Raw genomic sequence first — 19699 nt, forward strand, 5'->3', positions numbered from 1 at the left:
GCATGGAAACCCGGCAGATGCGTTGTATCGTGGCCATCGCCGAGGCCGGCAGCCTCACGCGTGCGGCCGAGAACCTCGGCCTCGCGCAGCCCGCGCTGACGCAGACGCTGAACCGGCTGGAAAACGAGCTCGGCACCCGGCTCTTCACGCGCACGCGCCGCGGAGCCACGCTCACCGAGGCCGGGCTCGCGGTCGTCGATGACCTGCGGGCCAGCCTCGCCTACGGCGACACGGCCACCGAGCGCATCCGCGCCATGGGTGCGGGACGCGCGGGCCGGCTCACCATCGGCTTTGTCACGCACGCCGTCTACGAGGTGCTGCCGCGCGCGCTGCAACGCCTGCGCGCGGCGTATCCGCAGCTGGATATCTCCTTGCGCGAAATGAGCAATGCCGAGCAGGTCGAGGCGCTCGAAGGCGGCCGCATCGACATCGCGCTGCTGCATCCTCCCGTGGCCGTCAACGCGCGCGTGCACGAGAAGCGGCTCGGCGAGGAACGGCTGGTGGCAGCCATTCCCGCGGCCCATGAGCCCGGCGCCGACGGCTGCGTGTCGCTGGCGGAGATCGCCGCGCACGGGCTGGTGTGGTTTCCGAGCCTGCAGATGTCGGCGCTGCGCACCCAGATGCTGGCGGCGTTTCGCGCCGCCGGACACGAGCTGCGGATCGTGCAGGATGCCAACCGCACGCTCACGGTGCTGTCATGCGTGGCGGCGGGCCTCGGGTGGTCGCTGCTGCCGAGCTCGGTTCGCGCGCTGCGCCACGAGGGCGTGCGCTATGCCGAGGTGCGCGACGGCGCCGCGCTGCCGCCTTTCGAGCTCTCCGCGATGTGGCTTGCGAAATCGCGCCCCGCATTCGCGGATGCCTTTGCGGCCATGCTCGATGCGCAGCCTTGCAGCTAAGGCTGTCGAAGCGCGGCTTCCTCGGCCAGCCGCGTGACGATGGCCTGTTCAACCACCCTGCGGGGAGCGAGCTGCAGGCGGTCGCACTGAGCGCAGCGATAGAGCCGCCGCGAAGGGAACAGACGCATCCACAGGCGCCGCTGCAGGCGCTTCAGGTGGCCGAAGCCGCACGGGCAACTTGAAAACAGGTTTTCCAAGACAAGCTCCAAATGGGTTCGCAGTACCGAGCTTGTCTGTCGCTAGAACTTCTCGGCTTCTGGCAGCTTCGTTGCGTCAAGTAATTATTTGTCGAAATTTCGCCTGATTGTGTGGAGATTGGTAACGGTTAACACTCCCACAAAGTAGGGAGCGGCTGAAGTTCAGTCGAGCGCGATCCGGTTGGTCTTCGCGACCTGGGTCCATTTGGCAATCTCGGCGCGGCGGAAGGCGTCCAGTTCGGCCGGGGTGGAGCCGATGACCTCGGCGCCCATGCCTTCGAGGCGCGTGCGCACACCGGGTTCGCGCAGCACGGCGGCCAATTCCCTGGACAGCCGGTCGACCACGGGCGCAGGCGTTCCGGCCGGAACGAACACGCCATTCCATTCGTAGACCTCATAGCCCGCGAGCCCTGCTTCGGCCACCGTCGGCACCTGCGGCAGCACCGGCGAGCGCGCCTTGCCGGTCACCGCCAGCGCACGCAGCTTGCCGCCCTGGATGTAGGGCAGGCTGGAGGCCAGGCTTGCGAAGAACACCGGCACCTGGCCCGCCATCACGTCGGTGAGCGCGGGGCCGCCGCCCTTGTAGGCCACGTGGGTCATGCGCACGCCGGCCATCGCGCCGAAGAGTTCTGCGGCCAGGTGCTGCGCCGAGCCGTTTCCCGAGGAGGCGTAGTTGATCTGCTCGGGCCTGGCCTTCGCCTGCGCGACGAGGTCTTTCACGCCCGCGATGGGCGCGGCGGGATTGGCCACCAGCACGTTGGGCACCCGCACCAGCAGCGAGACCGGCGCAAGGTCGCGCAGCGTGTCGAACGGCATCTTGCTGCGCAGCGCCGGGTTCTGCGAGTGGTTGGAGGCGTCGAGCATGACCGTGTAGCCGTCGGCTGCGCTCTTGGCGACCAGGTCGCCGCCGATCGCGCCGCCCGCGCCCGCGCGGTTGTCGATCACCACCGGCTGCCCGAGCCGGGCCGAGAGCTTCGGCGCGATCACCCGCGCAACCGCGTCGACGGTGCCACCCGGCGGATAGGTCACGACCATCTTCACGGGCTTGGCGGGCCATGCCTGCGCGGCGGCGCCCAGGGCCGAAAGGCACAGCGCGGTGCCGATGCAGGCAGCGGGAAGCCACGCGCGCAGCTTGTTGGTTGTTGTTGCATTCATGAGGTTGTCGTCTCCTTGGAAAAACCGAAAAGCGCGGCCGGCGTGTCGACCAGGATGCAGCGCCGTGCGTCGGCCTCCGGAATCCAGTGGTTCAGCGCGGTGCGCGTGTGTGCGTAGCCCGTGTGTTCACGGTGCTGGGTGTGGGGCCAGTCGCTGCCCCACAGCAGGCGCTGCGGCCCGCAGGCGTCGAGCAGCGACGCCGCAGCGCGGCGCGCCTCGGCCCCGAGCGGATCGCGCCAGTTGCGGTAGGCGGCCGACAGCTTGACCCAGGTGCGGCCACCGGCGGCAGCGCGCACGAGCCAGCCGAAGCCGCTGTCGGCCGCGGTGTTCTCGCCCGGGCGTCCGAAGTGGTCGACGACCAGCTTGCAGCCGGCATCGAGCACGGGCTGGCCCGCCGCGGCCAGGTCCTGTGATGGCCGGTGCAACTCGACGTGCCAGTCCAGCGCCCGCACATGCTGCAGCAGCGTTTGCCACACGGGCCGGGAAAGATCCGGCATCGGCAGCCCCACGAGGTTGAGCCGCAGGCCGCGGATGCCGGAATCCGCGAGCACTCGCAGTTCATCGAGCGGCGTTCCGGGCTCGACCACCGCCACGCCGCGCAGGCGCTCCGGGTGGGCGCGCAGCACGCCGAGCATGTAGCTGTTGTCGGTGCCGAGGAAGCTGGGCTGCACCAGCACGCCGTGCGACACATCGTGCGCATCGAGGAGGCCGAGGTACTCGCCGGGTGTGGCGTCGTAGTCCGGCGCGTGCCGACGCTCGGGAGCGAGCGGCAGGCTGCCGAGGAAGACGTGCGCATGGCTGTCGACCGCGCGCAGGGCTTGCGGACCGTCGCGGGCCGCCGATCGCTGCGGCAGAGGATGGGAAGAAAACAGATCGCGCCTCCTGGATGAAGTGAGGCGGAAGTATCGGCAGGGAGGCGTTGCTGCGGAATCCGCGCGCGCGTTCGTTATTCATAAGCACCGCTTATGCCGCGGCCGGCCCGTTCAGGGCGTGCTGCCAGGCCGCGGCACGCCGAGCTTGCGCAGCGTCCGGTGGAAGTTGCTGCGGTCGATGCCGGCCTCGCGCGCCGCATTGGCCACGTGCCCGCGATGCCGCGCCAGTGCATCGGCGAGCCAGGCCCGCTGGAATGCCTCGGTGGCTTCGCGCAGCGTGCCGCCGGTGGCGCCGGCAAAGCCCGCCTGCGGGCCGGCTGGCTCCGGTGCAGGTGGCGTCGACGGCATTGCAGGAGCGCCGGCCGCCGCGGCCTCCAGCGCCAGGTGATGCGGCTCGATCGCCGTCCAGCGCGCGCCGCGTCGCTGCTCCCTGAAGGCGCGCAGCGACGCGCGGCTGATCACATGCTCCAGTTCGCGCACGTTGCCGGGCCAGCCATGCGCAAGCAGGGCGGCCTTGGCGGCCGGCGACAGCCGCAGGTTGCGCGCGCCCAGGCGATGCTGGTTCTCCTCGAGAAAGCCGCCCGCAAGCGCCACCACGTCGCGCCCACGCTCGCGCAGCGGCGGCACGACCAGCGGATAGACCGAGAGCCGGTGGTAGAGGTCGGCACGGAAGCGCCCCTGCGCAATCGCCGCGGGCAGGTCGCGGTTGGTGGCCGCGATCACGCGCACGTCGACCTTCAGCGTGCGGTCGCTGCCGGGCCGCTGCAGCTCGCCGCTCTGCAGCACGCGCAGCAGCTTGGCCTGCACCGTCAGCGGCAGCTCGCCGACCTCGTCGAGAAAGAGCGTGCCGCCATCGGCGATCTCGAACTTGCCGTTGCGGTCCTGCACCGCGCCGGTGAAGGCGCCGCGCTTGTGGCCGAAGAGCTCGCTGTCGGCCAGCGACTCCGGCAGCGCCGCGCAGTTCACCTGCACCAGCGGTTGGTCGCTGCGGCGCGAGCGCGCATGCAGGCGCTGCGCCACCAGGTCCTTGCCCACGCCGGTCTCGCCGAGCACCAGCACCGTGAGGTCGGACACCGCGACCGTGTCGATCTCGCTGCACAGCTGCTTCATTGCCGGGCTGCTGCCGAGCAGCTCGCGCGTGGCGCCGCGCCCCGACCGCAGGGCCTGTGCCACGGCCTGCTCGCGCATCGCGCGCGCTTCCATTTCCTGGATGGTGTGGGCCGATTCGATGCCGGTTTCCACCAGCGCCACCAGCGCGTCGAGCTGCGCCGGGCCCACGGTCTCGAAGGCGCCGGCATCGAGCGCGTCCAGCGTCAAGAGGCCCCAGGTGGCGCCGCGCAGGCGCAGCGGCGCACCCATGCAGTCGTGCACGGGCAGGATGCCCGGCTGACCAGCGACGAGGCCGTCGTACGGATCGGGCAGGCCGCAGTCGTGCGCAAAGCGCAGGCCCCGTTCGCTCTCGAGCAGGCGGGCAAAGCGCGGGTGCGAGGCCACGGGGAATTGCCGCCCCATGGTTTCGTCGCTCAGGCCGTCCACGGCCAGTGGCCGCAGGACGTCGCCGTCGAGCCGCAGCAGCGCGGCGGCATCGCATCGAACGAGGCCGCGCGCGGCAGCGAGAAGCGCGCGGTAGCGCTGCGCCTCGGCGGCCGCGGCCCCTTCGGTTGTGGCGGGACTGACACTGGTGGTGGTCATAAATACAACATGAATCCTGTTGCGAATTTGACCACGTGTCGAAAATCCCCAGTGGTGGCGGGCACTTGCGAGAGGCCGGAAGCTGGCACGGATCGTGAGAAGGAAAGGCATCTCAACTGCCGACCCCGAAAGCCACAGATGACCCCGCAAAACATCGCCATCGTCAAAGCCACCGTTCCCGCGCTCCAGGCGCACGGAGAGGCCATCACCAGCCACTTCTACCGGATCATGTTCGAGAGTCATCCGGAGGTGAAGGCCTTCTTCAACGAGGCGCACCAGGCCGCCGGCAGCCAGGCCCGCGCACTCGCTGGCGCGGTGCTGGCCTATGCCACGCACATCGACCGGCTGGACGAGATTGCCGGCGCATTGCCGCGCATCATCCAGAAGCATGCCGCGCTGGGCGTGCTGCCCGAGCACTATCCGGTGGTCGGCGGCTGCCTGCTGCAGGCCATCAAGGACGTGCTCGGAGACGCCGCGACCGACGAGATCATCGCGGCCTGGGGCGAGGCCTACCAATCGCTCGCCGCGCTGCTGATCGCCGCCGAGGAGGAGGTCTACCGCGCCAACGCGGCGCAGACCGGCGGCTGGCGCGGCGAGCGCGAATTCCGCGTGGCGCGGCGCGAGCAGGAGAGCGAGGTCATCACCTCCTTCTACCTGGAGCCGACCGACGGCGGCCCGCTGCTCGCTTTCTCGCCCGGCCAGTACCTCACGCTGGTGCTGAACATCGACGGCGAGCCGCTGCGGCGGAACTACTCGCTGTCCGATGCGCCGGGCAAGCCCTTCTACCGCATCAGCGTCAAGCAGGAAGAGGGTGGCCGCGCATCGAACTGGCTGCACGAGAAGGCCGGCGTCGGCACCCTGCTGCAGGTGCAGGCGCCTTGCGGCGACTTCGTGCTGCAGCCCGCGGGCGAGCGCGTGCGGCCGCTGGTGCTGGTGACGGGCGGCGTGGGCATCACGCCGGCCATGAGCATGCTCGAGTCGGTGGCGCACACCGGCCGCCCGGTGCACTTCATCCATGCCGCGCGGCACAGCGGCGCCCATGCCTTCCGCTCGCGCGTCGACGCACTGGCGGCCCGGCATGCCAACGTGAAGCCGCTCTATGTCTACGACGCGCCGCGCGAATCCGACCAACCGCATGCGACCGGTTTCATCACGCGCGAACTGCTCGCGCAGCAGCTGCCGGCCGACCGCGACGTCGACCTCTACTTTCTCGGGCCGAAGCCCTTCATGAAGGCGGTGTATGCGAGCGGCCTCGCGCTGGGCGTGCCGAAGCAGCAGCTGCGCTACGAGTTCTTCGGTCCGCTGGAAGCGCTGGAGGCATAAGGCGGGCTACCCACCCCATCGACGCTTGGGCGGCATCGATATACGATAAAAGTACACTCAAGGAGATCGGAATGTCCAACCCGAAAGCGCCTGAGAGTAGCAGTGGCTGCGGTGCGGTCGAACGCGCGCTGGACGAGAGCAAGCAGGTGAAGAAAGCGGTGGAGGAAGCCGCGGACGAGCTCGCTCTCGTTCACGTGGTTCTGGACAAGGGCGTGGCCCGGGACGTGCGCAGCGACGACCTCGACCGTGCAATCGAACAGACCGATGAGATCGAGAAGAAGCTCTCGAAGTCTGTCGATCTGCTCGAGAAGGTCGCCGAGGCATTGGAATCCGAAAGCAACAAGAAGGCGCCGTAAGGCTCATCGGGCTCATCGGCGGCGCGCTTCCTGAGCACCGCCCCCAAGTCGAGAAGCCTGCCTACAAGGACAGGGAAACCCAGGCCGTAAAAAGAATCGATTGGTGGTTGCGTTCCGTTGTCCAAGGGCCTCCAGACGCCGAAAGCGTATGCATGCCACTCACTACGATCCTTGTCGAGGACAGCCGGACGATCCGGGACAATCTGATTCCTGCGCTGGAAGAACTGGCCGGCGTTCACGTCGTGGCGAGCGCCGAGACGGCTGAAGGGGCCATCGATGCCCTCGCGCTGCATGGTTCCTGGCAACTGGTGATCGTCGACCTCTTTCTCAAGGAGGGCTCGGGCCTGACGGTCATCCGCGCCTGCCAGAGCCGCTCCAAAGACAAGCATCTGATCGTTCTGACGAACTACCCGAGCGCCGAAATGCGCCGCCGGTGCCTGGCGCTCGGCGCCGATGCGGTCTTCGACAAGTCCACCGAGCTCGATGCCTTTTTCGAGCAGTGCCTGGGTTATCAAGCCGGTGAGCTTCCAGGCGACCAGGCTATGCCACCCACACCGTCTTGATGTTCACGAACTCCTTGATGCCGTAGCCCGACAGCTCGCGGCCGTAGCCGCTGTCCTTCACGCCGCCGAAGGGCAGCCGCGGATCGGAGCGGACGGCCTCGTTGACGAACACGCAACCCGCCTCGATCGACTCGGCTGCGATGCGCTCGCCGCGGGCCAGGTCGCGCGTGATGACGGCGGCGCCCAGGCCGAACGAGGAGTCGTTGGCGACGGCGATGGCCTGCGCCTCGTCCCGCACCGGAATGACCGCGGCCACGGGGCCGAACAGCTCTTCGTCGTATGCAGGCATGCCCTTGGCGACATCGGTCAGCACGGTCGGCGGATAGTAGGCGCCCGGGCCTTCGGGAATCTGGCCGCCGAGCAGGCAGCGCGCGCCGCGCTGCACGCTCTGCCCGACCTGCCGGTGCAGGGCGTCACGCAGGTCGTGCCGGGCGAGCGGGCCGATTTCCGTCGCCATGTCGAGCGGATCGCCTTGCCGCACCGCCTTCATCTTCTGCACGAAGCGCTGCTCGAATTCACGCTGCACCGGCTCGACGACGATGAAGCGCTTGGCGGCAATGCAGCTCTGGCCGCCGTTGACCAGCCGGCCCTTGGTGCACACGCTCACAGCCAGGTCGAGGTCGGCGTCCTCCAGCACCAGGTAGGGATCGCTGCCGCCGAGTTCGAGCACGGTCTTCTTCAGCATCTCGCCGGCCTCGCGCGCCACCGCGCTTCCGGCCGCGCCGCTGCCGGTCAGCGTGACCGCGCGCACCAGCGGATGCCCGATGGCCGCGTCGACCTGCGCATTGCCGATCAGCAGCGTGCGGAACAGGTGTTCTGGCATGCCGGCCTCGCGCAGGATCTGCTCAATCGCGAGCGCACAGCCCGGCACGTTCGACGCATGCTTGAGCACTGCGGCGTTGCCTGCCATCAGCGCGGGCGCGGCGAACCGGAACACCTGCCAGAACGGAAAGTTCCAGGGCATCACGGCCAGCACCACGCCCAGCGGATTGAAGGCGACGAAACTCATGCGCGCTTCGGTATCGACCGGCTCGCGCGCCAGCAGCCGCGCCGCGTTGTCGGCGAAGAATTCGCAGCACACCGCGCACTTCTGAGCCTCGGCAATGCCGTCGCGCAGCGGTTTTCCCATTTCGCGCGCCATCAGCCGGCCCCAGGTGTCGGACTTCGCGCGCAGGATCTTCGCCGCCTCGCGCAGGTGCTGCGCGCGCTGCTCGAACGAGGTGCCGCGCCAGGCCAGGAATGCCTCGTGCGTCTTGCCGATGATGTCGTCGACCGCGGCGGCGGACATCTGCGCATAGGTTTCCAGCTTCTCGCCGGTCGCGGGGTTGATGGATTCGAGGGCCATGTCCTTGGGCTCCTTCCTGTTGAACGGCAACGAGCGCTCTGCCGCAGTGCGCTCCTTTGGGTCACTCTAGGTCGGCGATGCGCAGCGCATGTAGGCCGCCGCGACCATGACGGTGTAAGTCTCCGAGCCACCGGAGTCGAGCCTGCCTTCCTGATCTTTGAAGCGAGCGATGCAGGCGACCACGCATGTGGAGGGCCGAGTCCTACAGCTGAGAGGCGGCAATTGTTCGCAAAGTGCGCATGAGGCCCGGGCGCCGGCCGTATCGGCTGGATCTGCCGCGTGGCCTTCCAACCGAAGAGGAGATTCTCATGCACACGATCAAGGATGTGATGAGCCGGGACGTGCAAGTCATCAGTCCCGACGCGACGATTGCCGAGGCCGCGCGGCAGATGCGCGACGGCGATTTCGGCATGATGCCGGTCGGCGAGAACGACCGGATGATCGGCTCCATTTCGGACCGCGACATCGCGGTGCGCGCGGTGGCCGAAGGCCGCGGCGCCGACACCAAGGTGCGCGACGTGATGTCGGACGGCGTGCGGTGGGCGTACGAGGACGAATCGGTCGAACGCGTGGTCGCGATCATGGGCGAGTACCAGATCCGGCGGCTGCCGATCGTCAGCCGCGACAAGCGCCTGGTGGGCATCGTGGCGCTGGGCGACATTGCGGTCAGGGAACCTGCGCCGGCTCCCGCGGCCGAAGCGCTGTGCGAGATCTCGGAGCCCGCCTGAGTGCCGCCGTTGGCGCAATTCCTACAGCGCTTCCGCACACCTCTGACAGAAGTCGGCGGTGCGGCGGCGCAGTCTGGTATCGGATGTGGTGCGCTCCTCTGGACCCCGACGTGCTCTTGTGAAATCGAGCGAGCACGACATGCATGGGATCGGACAGGCCGGCACACAAGCCAATGAGCGAAGCTTGTCGGCAAGGCGCATGGCATGAAAAGCGCACCGCATCCCCCTGGTCATTGAAGAGGGCAGCGACCGGCCGATGCCTTCTTTCGAAAACACCGCCGAAAGGATTCCCACATGAGCAAGACCCAACTCGATGGCGCCAAGGTCGCCATTCTCGTGGCCGACGGCTTCGAGCAAGCCGAGATGACGGAGCCGCGCAAGGCGCTCGACGCGGCCGGCGCCGCCACCAAGATCGTCTCGCCGAAGGACAACACCGTGCGCGGCTGGAAGCACCACAAGCCGGCCGATGAGTTCAACGTCGACATACCGCTGCCGCAGGCGGCCGCGCACGAGTTCGATGCGCTGGTGCTGCCCGGCGGCGTCATGAACCCCGATGCGCTGCGCATCAACGAAGAGGCCATTGCCTTCGTGCGCGATTTCTTCAAGGCCGGCAAGCCCGTGGCCGCGATCTGCCACGGACCGTGGACGCTGATCGAGGCCGACGCGGTGCGCGGCCGCACGATGACCTCGTGGCCCTCGCTGCGCAGCGACCTCACGAATGCCGGCGCCAAGTGGGTGGACCGCGAGGTCGTGGTCGACGGCAACCTGATCACCAGCCGCAAGCCCCAGGACCTGCCGGCCTTCGACCGCGAGATGGTCAGGCTGTTCGCGGACGCCCGGGCGCATGCCTGAGACGGCTGCTGGCGAGCTCCAGGTCTTTCGGGAGAAGGCCGGGCCCTTCGTGTCATGAGCACGAGGATCGTTCAGTTCCTGGCCATTGCAATCGGCGCACTCGCGCTGATTCCTTCGGGCGCGCACCTGGCAGCGCTTCCGAACAAGATCGACCTCGGCCAGGCGGCGTATTTCCTGGTGCAGGGCATCTACCGCGGCTGGGCCGTGCTCGGGTCGCTGTGGGTGGCGGCGCTGGTGGTGAACATCGTCCTTGCGGTCGTCGTCCGCTCGCAGCTCGTGCCGTTCTGGCTCGCGCTCGGTGCCGCGGGCTGCATTGCAGCGATGTTCGCGATCTTCGTGGCGTGGACCTTGCCGGGCAACCAGGCCACGCAGAACTGGACCACCGTCCCGGCGAACTGGGAAACCCTGCGGCGCAATTGGGAGTACTCGCATGCGGTGAATGCCGCCATCGTGTTCCTCGCGCTCTGCCTGGTTAGCGCGTCGGCGTTGTCCTGGCGCAGGCCATGACCGGGTTCATCGGCCGCCCGCGCGCACTGCTTCGACAACGGACAGCACCGCATCGGCTACCACCTGCGGCTGGTCGAGTTGGATGTCGTGCCCCGCATCGGCCACGAGCAGGTGCCTGCCGCGCGAGGACCAGGCCGCCATCTCCTCGTGCATCTGCTTCCAGATCGCCTGGACCTGCCGGCCCTGCTCGGGCGTGATCTTCATTCCGCCCAGCTCAGCGGTGGTGTACGGCGCCATTGCGGTCAGCACCACGAGCGGACGATCGCCCAGGTCGCGGAAGCCCCTGGCCTCGGCGAGCGAGGCGTCGGCCGCATCGCTCTCCGCGAGCTGCGTGCGCAGCGACTTGGGTGCGAAGGCACGGATCGCCTGCATGTCGCGCGCGCTTCGATGCGGGGCCTGCGGCAGCAGCGCCGGCGCGGCCGCGCGCAGCACGCCGAAGGGCGCAAGCGCCACGCCGATGCGCGAGCGCATCGAGCGCGATTCGGTCATGAAGCGGGCGACGCGTTCGACCTGCTCCGGATGCGAGGGATCGACCAGCACCAGCCCCGCCACCTCGGCGCCGAAGTCGCGCGTGAAGCCCACGCTGTAGAGCCCGCCCAGCGACTGCCCGACCAGCACGAAGGGACCGCGCTCGCCCGCGTTGGCCAGCGCGGCGCGAAGGTCATGCGCCGCCTGCCTTGCGTCGGGAGGGTGTTCCGAAGGATCGCTCCACATCAGCCCCGCGCGGCTGTAGGCGCATGCACGCGTGTGCGCCGCGACCTTCGGCTGGACGGCCGACCAGCTCAACGATCCGTCGACACTCAGGCCCGCTTCGAACACCACGATGGGGGAGCCAGTGCCGCGGCAATCGAGCTGGATGCGGCGCCCACCGCCGATGTCGATCAGCTTTCCGGGCGCGGGAAAGTCTCGCGCCGCGCGGTAGCGGCCGATCTGCTCGTAGGCGGCGCCGGCGAGAGCCGCTGCGGCGACGAGTGCCGCAACTGCGGCAAGGCCGGCGCGCAGGCTTCGATGTCTTGAAGTTTTCACTGTACGGCTTTATGGCATGAAGGCGCCGTCGCGGGAACCTGGAGTCGGGAAAAAAGGGCACGCGATTTCAACAACAGCCCTGTTGCACGCAATACTTCCGCATGGACATCCGTCAGCTACGCTATTTCGTCAAGGTCGTCGAGCTCAAGAACATCACGACCGCGGCAGAGGCGCTCTTTATCGCCCAGCCTTCCTTGAGCCAGCACATGGCCAATCTGGAGTCGGAGCTCGGCGTCACCTTGCTGGAGCGCAGCGTGCACGGCACGCGGGCCACGGCCACCGGCGAACTGCTCTACCGCCATGCCAAGACGATCCTGCGACAGTTCGAAGACACCCGCTCGGCCATCCGGCAGGAGAGCGAATCGCCATCCGGCCGGGTGGCCATCGGGTTCCCGACCAGCACCTCGCGCATCCTGGCCGCACCGCTGCTGGCGCGGCTGCAGCAGCGCTATCCGCTGATCGAACTGGAACTGGTGGAGGCCTCCAGCGGGGACCTGACCGGGCAGGTGGCGGCCGACCGGCTGGCGCTGGCGGTCACGATGGATGCGCGGGCCGACTCGCGCCTGCGCATCGAGCCGATCCTCGAGGAAGAACTGTTCGTGGTGGTGGCCTCGTCGCAAAGGGCACCGCGCGCCTTCGGCATCGAGGCCTTTGCCAAGCTGCCGCTGCTGCTGCCCACGCATCCGAACTCGGTGCGCGTGGCCACCGAGCGGCTCCTGCGCGATCGCCAGCTGAAGTTCCGTCTGGTGGCCGAAACCAGCGCGGTGGAAATCCTGATCCTTGCCGTCGAACGCGGGCTCGGCGCCACGGTGCTGCCGACCGCGGCCTTTGCGCTGGCGCAGCAGCATGGCCGCGTGTGCGGCGTGCCCATCAAGGGGCGGCCGCTGCTGCGCGAGCTGTCGCTGAGCCTGTCGGTCCCGGCGGCGCACAGCCCCGCCGTGCAATGCGTGCGCGAACTGCTCCTGCAGGTGATCGAGGAGGAGATCGCAAGCAAGCGCTGGAAGGGCGTGCGGCGGTTCAGCGACGCAGGGTAGGGCGGTGCGCTCCTTCGCGAGCGCCCCATGCTCACTCCACGCGGATGTTGTTCCTGGTGATGAAGGCACTCCAGAAAGCCTGGTCGTCGATCGCGCGGCGGCGGATCTCGGCTTCGCCGCCGCTCATGGCCGGCAGCGAGAGTTCGGCCAGCCGGGCCTTGACGGCCGGGTCCGCCATCACCTTCTGCAGCGCGGCGTTGAAGGTGGCAACGATCTTCGGGTCCAGGCGCGCCGGGCCGGCAATGGCGTACCAGCCGGGCATCGGCGGCACGTTCAGCCCCGCTTCCTTCACCGTCGGCACCTGGGGCCACTGCGGCACGCGGCTGGCGCCGAGCACCGCCACCGCCTGCACCTTGCCCGACTGCACCTGCGGCAGGGCCGGCCCGACCACGCTCACCATGGCGTCGACCTCGCCGGCCAGCACGGCCGTGAGCGCCGCGGCCGAGCCCTTGTAGGGCACGTGCATCAGCTTGACGCCCGCGGTCGCGGCGATCAGTTCCATCGCGATGTGGGTGGAGTTGCCGATGCCGGCGCTGCCGAAGGTCAGTTCGCCGTTCTTCGCTTTCGCCTGCTCGAGAAACTGCGTGAAGGTCTTGATGCCGCTCTTGTTGCTCGCCACCAGCACGAAGGGCGTGTCGGCCACGGGCGCAAGAAAGGTGAAGTCCTTCAGCGCGTCGTAGGGCAGGCTCTTGTACAGGGCCGGATTGAAGGCGATCTGCGATACGCCTGCGAGCACCAGCGTGTAACCGTCGGCGGGCGCCTTGGCCACGGCGCCCAGGGCCACGAGGCCGTTGGCCGCCGGATTGTTCTCCACCACCACGGCCTGGCCCAATTGCTGGGCGAGCCGGTCGCTGAGCAGGCGCGCGATCACGTCCGACCCCGAACCCGCCCCTTGCGGCACCACGAGCTTGACCGGCCGCGCGGGCCAAGGCGATTGGGCCTGCACCGCGAGCGGCACGGACAGGAGCGGCGTGCCGGCCAATGCCAGCATGGGAACGAACGAGCGACGGGTGATGTGGGGCATGGCGTGCCTCTCTCTTGGCATGTTGAAGGAAGAACGGGGAAGCGAAGTGCTAGCGCGGCGTGGCGCGCAGCGGAAGATCGAACCAGCTGGCGTCGGTGCCACGCAGGATTTCCAGCCGCGGCGGCCGCCCGTGCGGCACCTGCGGGCCGTGGCCTTCGTCGCTGCCGCCGATGGACAGCCGTATGCGGCTTCCCGCGGCAAAGGTCCAGGACACCGGCAGCAGTGCGAAGTTCAGGCGCGCGGGCTCGTGGGGCACGAGCAGGCGGGCCGAAGCACGGTCACAGGTGTTCACGGGCCAGCTCGCCACGTAGTCCGGCGAATGCGACAGGCCCTCGCGGTGCAGGGCGCGCAGCAGGCCTTCGGTGACGTAGCGGCAGCTGCCGTCGGCCAACACTTCGCTCAGATAGACGTAGACGGCCGCGTCGGTCTCCGACGATGCGAACAGCAGGCTCGCGCTCACATGGCCCGTCAGTTCGGCGGATGCAGCCAGCGGTGCGCTGGTGTAGTGCAGGTATTGCGCCTGGCGCTCGGTCCAGTCGGGGTAGTAGTGCTCGATGCCGACGGCGCCCAGCCGTTCCAGCCGCGTCTGGCGGCCGGTCGAAACGGAGAAGTCGACCTGGTAGCTGTCGCGGCCCGGGGCGGCGGGCGCGTGCAGCGCCAGCACGCCCTGCGCATCGGGATGAACGCGGCAGGTTCCCGCGAATGGCGGCCATGCATCGACGGCCTGCCACTTCTCGTCGTGGATGGTGAAGTAGTGCACCGGCTGCTCCTTGTCGAGCCCGGTGTCGATGCCCCGCAGGTGATGGTCGAAGAAGCGCAGCACTTCGGCCAACAGCGGAAAGTCGGAACCGGTCTGCTCGCGCCAGGGCGAGACGTTGCTGCGGGCGCCGTGGTCCCAGGGGCCGAGCAGCAGGCGGTGCTGGTGCCTGGGCAGCGTCAGGAAGCGCGTGATCGCCGAGTTGCTGTAGCCGGCACCGTCGTACCAGCCCGAGACGGAGTAGATCGCCACGTCCTCGGGGATCTGGCGCGCGTAGTGGCCGGGGCTGCACACGTCCAGCGTCAATGCGGGGTCGTGCAGCGTTGCGTCGCGCCGGAACGGAAGCTCGCGGGCCATGTCGTTCAGCCGGCAGTTGCTGCGGTGCTGGTGCAGCGCCTGGGCCAGCAGGTGGCCATCGACATCGGCGTCCACCGGCTGCGGCCCGGCGAACAGCGGGTTGCCGTAGTACGCGAACTTGGCGAGGGCGGGGCGGTCGTCCTGGTCGAGCGCGACCATCAGTTCGTCGTAGCGGCCGGTCCAGATGGTCGAGAGCACGCCGCCCACGTAGAGCTGGTCGGTGTAGATGTCGGTCACTGCGAACAGCGGTGCGATGGCCTTGACGGCGGGGTGCCGCGTGCTCGCAAGGAACACCGCCGCCGCGCCCAGGTACGAAATGCCGGTCGAGCCGATGCGTCCGTCGCTCCAGGGCTGCTGCACGATCCACTCGGCAATCTCGTGGTAATCGTCGCGCTCCTTCGGCGAGCGCAATGCGTCGCGCGTGCCGAAGCTCGCGCCGGTGCCCCGCACATCCACCACCACCACCGCGTAGCCATGTGGCACGAAGAAGTCGCGGTAGCGGCCGCAGTTGGGGCTGGCCTCCACCGTGAGGTCGGTGGTCACGAAGCGCCGGTAGTAGGGCGTGAAGATGACGATGGTGGGCAGGCGGGCGGGCGGCTGCGCGCCATCGCGCGCCTGGGGCAGGTAGTAGTCGAGCGCGATGCGGCAACCGTCGCGCATCGTGACGTAGAGCGACTCCGGCCGCCCGGGCAGGCCGAAGGCGGCCTCGCGGCTGGCAAGGTAGGCGCTGGGCGGCAGGTGCCAGGCGCCTGGCGTGCTATCGCGGTCCGACATGGGGTGGGGGTACTTTCCTGAAGACAGAGGGATGGTGTTGCCACCGTTCCGTCATTCTGGGAATGCGCGCTCGCATTGAAAAATGCGAAATCATGATCGATCCATAGGTTGCTCCTATGGAAGGAAGCGATGCTCCACCGCGGCCGGGCAACCTGCCGAACCATCAGAACCCGACAGTCGCTCTCAGGCTTTATCAGCCGCTGTCCCGGGACGATCCGTCGGCCTGGAAGAACCCGGCGTCTTGCAGATTGCGCAGCACAATGTCCAGGATGCGCGCCGTCGTGTCGCTGCGGTGGTGCGCCAGGTACGAGAAGTAGTAGGGCACGTTCGGCACCACTGGCCTGGCGTGCAGAATTTGCAGGGATTTTTCGGCGACCTGACGGCGCGTGATCGATGCGGGCAGCATGGCAATCGCATGGCCGGAGGCGACCAGCGCCACCATGAGCGAGAGCGAGTTGCAACTGCTGTACTCCTCGAACGAATAGCCGTCCGAGGCCAGCCAGCGCGATGCCGATTCATGCAGGGTCGACGGCGGCGCATTGCAGACGATGCGGTGGTTCAGGGCGTGGGCCGGCAGAAAGTCTCCCTCGGGCATCATCAGGTCATGGGCCGCCACCCACTGGTGTTGGGTCAACCCCATGAACTGGCTTGTCACGTCGGGCTGGCTGCTTTGCCCGGTGTGCAGCGCCATGTCCAGTTCATGGCTGTTGATCTTCTGAAGCAGCTGGGCGCCTCCGCCCACCGTCAGGTCCACGCGAAGCGCCGGATAGCTGTCCTTGATGTCCTTGAGGATCTGCGGCATCCCGATGATCGCGCAGGACTCGTCCACCCCCATGCGCACCAGGCCCGTGATGGTGCGCCGCAGATCGAGCCGCGCCATGTCCTGCGCCGACGCCAGCACGCGCTCCGCATAGACCAGCACATTGCGGCCCAGCTCCGTCACCAGCAGGCGCTGGTTCTGGCGTTCGAACAGCTGGATACCCAGTTCCTCCTCCAGGTCGCGAATGCGGTGCGAGATCGCCGGCTGGGTGAGATGCAGGTGGCGGGCCGCCGCATGCACTGTGCCGAGACGCGCGGTCCACACGAAAGCTTCCAGCTGGTGGAGGGTGAACCTCGTTGATAAGGAACTCGAATCAACCATCGTGAGAATTGATCAGTATCGGTGCCGGGAGTGGCTACCTACGATTGCCGTCATTCACAACGACGATATCCGAAATGACTGCAATCGAACGAGGAGAGTTGCCGCTGCCATGCGCGCTGCAACTGCTGGCCTTGCTGAAGGAGGTCGAGCCGGCCACCATCGGCCACTTTCATGATCGCGGCTTCATGCATGGGCGCATCAAGGCCATCACTGCGGTGGCGCGCAGCGTCGGCACCGCCGTCACCGTGCGCTGCGAGGGCTCGGACGGATCCATCCTGCACCACGCGCTGGGACAACTGCGGGCTGGCGATTTCCTGTTTGTCGACCGCGCCGGCGACGAGACGATCGCGTGCATGGGAGGTGCCAGCATGTTGGCAGCGCGCCTTCGCGGTGTCGCAGGCGTGGTGGTCGATGGCTGCGTCACGGACATCGCGGAGCTGCGCGAGCTCGGCGTGCCGGTGTGGGCCCGCGGCCTGAGCGCCCGCACCACCCGCGCCGGCGGGCTGTCGGGCAGCTTCTGCCGGCCAGTGGACTGCGGGGACGTGCGCGTGCATCCCGGCGATGCCGTGCTGGCTGACGAGAACGGCGTTCTGGTAATGCCGCCCGACGAGGCCTGGGCCTTGGCCCGGAAGGCGATCGGACTGCAACAGGCGGAGCAGCAGACGCTGTCACGGTTGCGCGCCGGCGAGTCCTATTCCGAGGTGCTGGACACGCGCCTTGTTTTCCAGGAGGCAGCGGCATGACGAGCGCCCATCAGACCAGGCCGCCCGCCTTCGCACCGATGGCGGAACTGTCGCGTGCCTTGCGAACCGGAGAGACGAGTTCGGTGATCCTCACGCGGGAGTGCCTTCGTCGCATCGCGGCGCACGACGCCGTCTTCAAGAGCTTCCTGGCGGTCTACGAAGAAGAGGCCCTGGCTGCGGCAGCCCTCGCCGACGAGGAGCTTCGCGCAGGCCGCGATCGCGGCCCGCTGCACGGCATTCCGCTGGCGCTGAAGGACCTGGTGAACATCCAGGGCAAGCCCACGACGGCGGGCTCACCGCTGCTGTCGGCCAACATCGCGCAGCAGGACGCAGCCATCGTTCGGCGCATTGCCGACGCCGGCGGCGTCATCGTCGGCAAGACCCATATGGTGCAGTTCGCGCTGGGCGCCTGGGGCACCAATACGCACATGGACACGCCACGCAATCCGGCCGGCCGCGCCACGGACACGCTGGTGGCAGGCGGCTCCAGCAGCGGATCGGCCGTGGCCGTGGCGGCCCACCTGGTGCCGTGGGCGATCGGCTCCGACACCGGTGGCTCGGTTCGCGTACCCGCGGCCTTCTGCGGCATCGTGGGCTTCAAGCCCACCATCGATGCGCTGCCGCGCGAGGGCGTCTATGCGCTCAGCGAGAGCCTGGACAGCGTGGGCCTCATTGCCTCGTCGGTGCAGGATGCCCGGCTGTGCTTCGAGGCACTCGTCGGCGCGCCCGGTTCGGGCTCGGACGCCCGCCGGCGGATCGGCGTTCTGGAGGCGGACGAACTCGCGCCACTCGCGCCGGCCGTCGCGCGATGTCATGCGCAGAGCCTGCAAAGGCTCGGGCAGGCGGGTTTCAGTCTGGTGCCGTTCCGGTTTCCGGCGCCGCTGGCGGCGTTCAAGGAACCCACCAACGCCATCATGATCGCCGAAGGCGCCTGGGTGAATGACCGCTTCCTGGACGACCCGGGCGCGCCAATGGATCCGTCGGTACGGTCGCGGCTCCTCGCCGCCCGGGCGACCACGGCCGTGCAGTATCTGCAGGCTCAGGCCACCGCGTCGCGCTGGCAGCAGGAGTTAGCCGGCGAGATGGACAGGCTCGGGCTGTCCGCTGTCGCCATGCCCGTCACGGCGATGACCGCACCGCGCCTCGAGGATGTCGACCACAACGTGGCGCCGGTCCACTTCACCCGCCCGGTCAACCTGCTCGCGCTGTGCGGTATCTCGCTTCCCGCGGGTGAGGACGACGACGCACGGCCCATCGGGCTGCAACTGGTAGGGCGCGCAGGTGGCGATCATGCACTGCTGGGTGTCGCCGCCGAAGTCGCCGCCGCACTGCATCCGTCTCGAATTGCGCCGCAAGAGGTGCGCAATGCTTAGCAAGCTGGCCGCCGTCCTGCTGGCATTCGTCGTCCCGTGCGCGGCCGCCCAGGACTACCCGCACAAGCCGGTGCGCCTGATCGTCCCGTTCCCTCCGGGCGGCAGCGTGGATCTGGTCGCGCGTCTGGTCGGCAAGAGCCTGCAGGACGCGCTGAAGCAGCCCTTCGTGGTCGACAACAAGCCGGGTGCCTCCGGCAACGTCGGTGCCGCCTACGTCGCCAAGGCACCGCCGGATGGCTACACGCTGCTGGTCGGCAGCGCCGGCGTCTTTGCCGCCAACCAGTTCCTGTATGCCAATCCGCCATTCGATCCGCTGCAGGCCTTTGCGCCCATCATGCGGATCGTCGACCAGCCCAACATCCTGGTCGTGGGCCAGCAGTCGCCCGTGCGCAGCGTCAACGAGCTGATCGCGCTGGCCAAGGCACGCCCGGGAAAGCTGAGCTTCGGCAGCGCCAGCGTCGGTTCCGCCCAGCATTTCTCCACCGAAATCTTCATGCAGCAGGCCGGCGTGGAGCTCCTGCACGTTCCCTACAAGGGAGGCGCGCCGGCCCTGGTGGATCTGATGGGCGGTCAAATCGACATGCTGTTCGACACCTCGCCAACAGCCTTGCCCTACGCCAGGAGCGGCAAGCTGCGTGCGCTGGCCATCACCAGCCGACAGCGCTCCCCGCTGCTTCCGGACGTTCCCACGATGAAGGAAGCGGGACTGCCCGACTTCGAGGTCGTCACCTGGACCGGCATTGCCGCGCCGGCCGGCACACCCCAGGCCGTGATCGACAGGCTCAACGCCGCGATCAAGACCGCGCTGCGCGGCGAGTTGCGCAGGCAACTCGAGGAGACCTCCCTCATTCCGGTCGGGGACTCGCCCGGGGCCTTCCGGGAGTTCATGCGCAAGGACGCGGACAGCTACGCGCGCCTGGTGAAGGCCGCGAAGATCACGCCCCAGTGATCTTGCAGGGCGGTCCGGACGACGAATTTCTCACC

Annotated in this window: 20 protein-coding genes; 11 read left to right on the plus strand and 9 right to left on the minus strand. The window is 68.4% G+C overall.

Annotation, left to right across the window (positions count from 1 at the left end):
- The first annotated feature begins 2 nt into the window (after positions 1 to 2).
- Positions 3 to 896, plus strand: a complete 894-nt coding sequence (locus L1081_RS30865; protein ID WP_489417288.1) for a LysR substrate-binding domain-containing protein — start codon at positions 3 to 5, stop codon at positions 894 to 896.
- Here the strand turns inward: L1081_RS30865 and L1081_RS30870 are convergent.
- The 4 genes from L1081_RS30870 to norR form a co-directional block, all read right to left on the minus strand.
- The gene (locus tag L1081_RS30870; protein WP_489417289.1) at positions 893 to 1093 is read right to left on the minus strand and encodes a hypothetical protein; all 201 of its coding nucleotides are present in this window, start codon (positions 1091 to 1093) and stop codon (positions 893 to 895) included. The genes L1081_RS30865 and L1081_RS30870 overlap by 4 nt on opposite strands.
- A gap of 162 nt (positions 1094 to 1255) precedes the next feature.
- Positions 1256 to 2248 carry a tripartite tricarboxylate transporter substrate-binding protein gene (locus tag L1081_RS30875; RefSeq protein WP_489417290.1) on the minus strand — a complete coding sequence of 331 codons (993 nt, stop codon included), beginning with the start codon at positions 2246 to 2248 and terminating at the stop codon, positions 1256 to 1258.
- On the minus strand, positions 2245 to 3120 hold the full coding sequence (locus tag L1081_RS30880) for an amidohydrolase family protein (RefSeq protein ID WP_489418014.1): 876 nt from the start codon (positions 3118 to 3120) through the stop codon (positions 2245 to 2247). Before L1081_RS30880 ends, L1081_RS30875 begins: the two co-directional genes overlap by 4 nt.
- A 111-nt stretch (positions 3121 to 3231) precedes the next feature.
- Positions 3232 to 4812 carry a nitric oxide reductase transcriptional regulator NorR gene (norR, locus tag L1081_RS30885; RefSeq protein ID WP_489417291.1) on the minus strand — a complete coding sequence of 527 codons (1581 nt, stop codon included), beginning with the start codon at positions 4810 to 4812 and terminating at the stop codon, positions 3232 to 3234.
- A gap of 138 nt (positions 4813 to 4950) precedes the next feature.
- Here norR and hmpA point away from each other — a divergent pair, with 138 nt between their 5' ends.
- The 3 genes from hmpA to L1081_RS30900 all read left to right on the plus strand — a co-directional run bounded on the left by hmpA (position 4951) and on the right by L1081_RS30900 (position 7054).
- Complete coding sequence (gene hmpA / locus L1081_RS30890) at positions 4951 to 6135, plus strand: NO-inducible flavohemoprotein (protein ID WP_489417292.1); 1185 nt, start codon at positions 4951 to 4953, stop codon at positions 6133 to 6135.
- Positions 6136 to 6206: 71 nt separating this feature from the next.
- Positions 6207 to 6491, plus strand: a complete 285-nt coding sequence (locus tag L1081_RS30895) for a hypothetical protein (RefSeq protein ID WP_489417293.1) — start codon at positions 6207 to 6209, stop codon at positions 6489 to 6491.
- 152 nt (positions 6492 to 6643) lie between these two features.
- A complete protein-coding gene (locus L1081_RS30900) occupies positions 6644 to 7054 on the plus strand; it encodes a response regulator (RefSeq protein WP_489417294.1) in 411 nt (136 codons plus the stop codon).
- On the opposite strand, the gene L1081_RS30905 is transcribed toward L1081_RS30900, so the two are convergent.
- Positions 7032 to 8399 (minus strand): aldehyde dehydrogenase family protein, encoded by a 1368-nt coding sequence (locus L1081_RS30905; RefSeq protein WP_489417295.1) that lies wholly within the window; start codon positions 8397 to 8399, stop codon positions 7032 to 7034. The genes L1081_RS30900 and L1081_RS30905 overlap by 23 nt on opposite strands.
- 308 nt (positions 8400 to 8707) lie before the next feature.
- Here L1081_RS30905 and L1081_RS30910 point away from each other — a divergent pair, with 308 nt between their 5' ends.
- The 3 genes from L1081_RS30910 (at position 8708) to L1081_RS30920 (ending at position 10486) form a co-directional block, all read left to right on the plus strand.
- Positions 8708 to 9127: a CBS domain-containing protein gene (locus L1081_RS30910; protein WP_489417296.1), complete on the plus strand. Its 420-nt coding sequence runs from the start codon at positions 8708 to 8710 to the stop codon at positions 9125 to 9127.
- 294 nt (positions 9128 to 9421) lie between these two features.
- Positions 9422 to 9979: a type 1 glutamine amidotransferase domain-containing protein gene (locus tag L1081_RS30915; RefSeq protein ID WP_015866353.1), complete on the plus strand. Its 558-nt coding sequence runs from the start codon at positions 9422 to 9424 to the stop codon at positions 9977 to 9979.
- Between the two features lie 54 nt (positions 9980 to 10033).
- Positions 10034 to 10486: a DUF1772 domain-containing protein gene (locus tag L1081_RS30920; protein ID WP_489417297.1), complete on the plus strand. Its 453-nt coding sequence runs from the start codon at positions 10034 to 10036 to the stop codon at positions 10484 to 10486.
- A gap of 6 nt (positions 10487 to 10492) precedes the next feature.
- Here the strand turns inward: L1081_RS30920 and L1081_RS30925 are convergent, their stop codons facing one another.
- Complete coding sequence (locus tag L1081_RS30925; protein ID WP_489417298.1) at positions 10493 to 11512, minus strand: alpha/beta fold hydrolase; 1020 nt, start codon at positions 11510 to 11512, stop codon at positions 10493 to 10495.
- 101 nt (positions 11513 to 11613) lie between these two features.
- On the opposite strand from L1081_RS30925, the gene L1081_RS30930 reads away from it, so the two are divergent.
- Entirely contained in the window at positions 11614 to 12546 is a 933-nt protein-coding gene (locus tag L1081_RS30930; protein ID WP_489417299.1) for a LysR substrate-binding domain-containing protein, read from the plus strand.
- Between the two features lie 31 nt (positions 12547 to 12577).
- Here the strand turns inward: L1081_RS30930 and L1081_RS30935 are convergent, their stop codons facing one another.
- From L1081_RS30935 to L1081_RS30945, 3 genes are all read right to left on the minus strand, one after another.
- A complete protein-coding gene (locus tag L1081_RS30935) occupies positions 12578 to 13570 on the minus strand; it encodes a tripartite tricarboxylate transporter substrate-binding protein (protein ID WP_489417300.1) in 993 nt (330 codons plus the stop codon).
- 49 nt (positions 13571 to 13619) lie between these two features.
- Entirely contained in the window at positions 13620 to 15458 is a 1839-nt protein-coding gene (locus L1081_RS30940; RefSeq protein WP_489417301.1) for a CocE/NonD family hydrolase, read from the minus strand.
- A 193-nt stretch (positions 15459 to 15651) separates the two neighbouring features.
- Positions 15652 to 16542, minus strand: coding sequence for a LysR substrate-binding domain-containing protein (locus tag L1081_RS30945; protein ID WP_489417302.1), 891 nt, complete (start codon positions 16540 to 16542; stop codon positions 15652 to 15654).
- Between the two features lie 131 nt (positions 16543 to 16673).
- On the opposite strand from L1081_RS30945, the gene L1081_RS30950 reads away from it, so the two are divergent.
- The 3 genes from L1081_RS30950 to L1081_RS30960 are packed head-to-tail and all read left to right on the plus strand — an operon-like array spanning position 16674 to position 19664.
- Positions 16674 to 17342, plus strand: a complete 669-nt coding sequence (locus L1081_RS30950) for an RraA family protein (protein ID WP_489417303.1) — start codon at positions 16674 to 16676, stop codon at positions 17340 to 17342.
- Positions 17339 to 18715 (plus strand): amidase family protein, encoded by a 1377-nt coding sequence (locus L1081_RS30955; protein WP_489417304.1) that lies wholly within the window; start codon positions 17339 to 17341, stop codon positions 18713 to 18715. Before L1081_RS30950 ends, L1081_RS30955 begins: the two co-directional genes overlap by 4 nt.
- The gene (locus L1081_RS30960; RefSeq protein WP_489417305.1) at positions 18708 to 19664 is read left to right on the plus strand and encodes a tripartite tricarboxylate transporter substrate-binding protein; all 957 of its coding nucleotides are present in this window, start codon (positions 18708 to 18710) and stop codon (positions 19662 to 19664) included. The genes L1081_RS30955 and L1081_RS30960 overlap by 8 nt, the downstream gene beginning before the upstream one ends.
- Positions 19665 to 19699 lie beyond the last annotated feature (35 nt).

The sequence above is a fragment of the Variovorax sp. MSC1_012 genome (assembly GCF_023667525.1).
GTDB classification, from domain to species: Bacteria; Pseudomonadota; Gammaproteobacteria; order Burkholderiales; family Burkholderiaceae_C; genus Variovorax; species Variovorax beijingensis_B.

Bases quoted from the DNA above. Each gene is read 5' to 3' on its own strand.
- L1081_RS30865 (WP_489417288.1), top strand. From the start codon at position 3: ATGGAAACCCGGCAGATGCGTTGTATCGTGGCCATCGCCGAGGCCGGC.
- L1081_RS30875 (WP_489417290.1), bottom strand. From the start codon at position 2,248: ATGAATGCAACAACAACCAACAAGCTGCGCGCGTGGCTTCCCGCTGCC.
- norR (WP_489417291.1), bottom strand. From the start codon at position 4,812: ATGACCACCACCAGTGTCAGTCCCGCCACAACCGAAGGGGCCGCGGCC.
- hmpA (WP_489417292.1), top strand. From the start codon at position 4,951: ATGACCCCGCAAAACATCGCCATCGTCAAAGCCACCGTTCCCGCGCTC.
- L1081_RS30895 (WP_489417293.1), top strand. From the start codon at position 6,207: ATGTCCAACCCGAAAGCGCCTGAGAGTAGCAGTGGCTGCGGTGCGGTC.
- L1081_RS30900 (WP_489417294.1), top strand. From the start codon at position 6,644: ATGCCACTCACTACGATCCTTGTCGAGGACAGCCGGACGATCCGGGAC.
- L1081_RS30905 (WP_489417295.1), bottom strand. From the start codon at position 8,399: ATGGCCCTCGAATCCATCAACCCCGCGACCGGCGAGAAGCTGGAAACC.
- L1081_RS30910 (WP_489417296.1), top strand. From the start codon at position 8,708: ATGCACACGATCAAGGATGTGATGAGCCGGGACGTGCAAGTCATCAGT.
- L1081_RS30915 (WP_015866353.1), top strand. From the start codon at position 9,422: ATGAGCAAGACCCAACTCGATGGCGCCAAGGTCGCCATTCTCGTGGCC.
- L1081_RS30920 (WP_489417297.1), top strand. From the start codon at position 10,034: ATGAGCACGAGGATCGTTCAGTTCCTGGCCATTGCAATCGGCGCACTC.
- L1081_RS30930 (WP_489417299.1), top strand. From the start codon at position 11,614: ATGGACATCCGTCAGCTACGCTATTTCGTCAAGGTCGTCGAGCTCAAG.
- L1081_RS30935 (WP_489417300.1), bottom strand. From the start codon at position 13,570: ATGCCCCACATCACCCGTCGCTCGTTCGTTCCCATGCTGGCATTGGCC.
- L1081_RS30940 (WP_489417301.1), bottom strand. From the start codon at position 15,458: ATGTCGGACCGCGATAGCACGCCAGGCGCCTGGCACCTGCCGCCCAGC.
- L1081_RS30950 (WP_489417303.1), top strand. From the start codon at position 16,674: ATGACTGCAATCGAACGAGGAGAGTTGCCGCTGCCATGCGCGCTGCAA.
- L1081_RS30955 (WP_489417304.1), top strand. From the start codon at position 17,339: ATGACGAGCGCCCATCAGACCAGGCCGCCCGCCTTCGCACCGATGGCG.
- L1081_RS30960 (WP_489417305.1), top strand. From the start codon at position 18,708: ATGCTTAGCAAGCTGGCCGCCGTCCTGCTGGCATTCGTCGTCCCGTGC.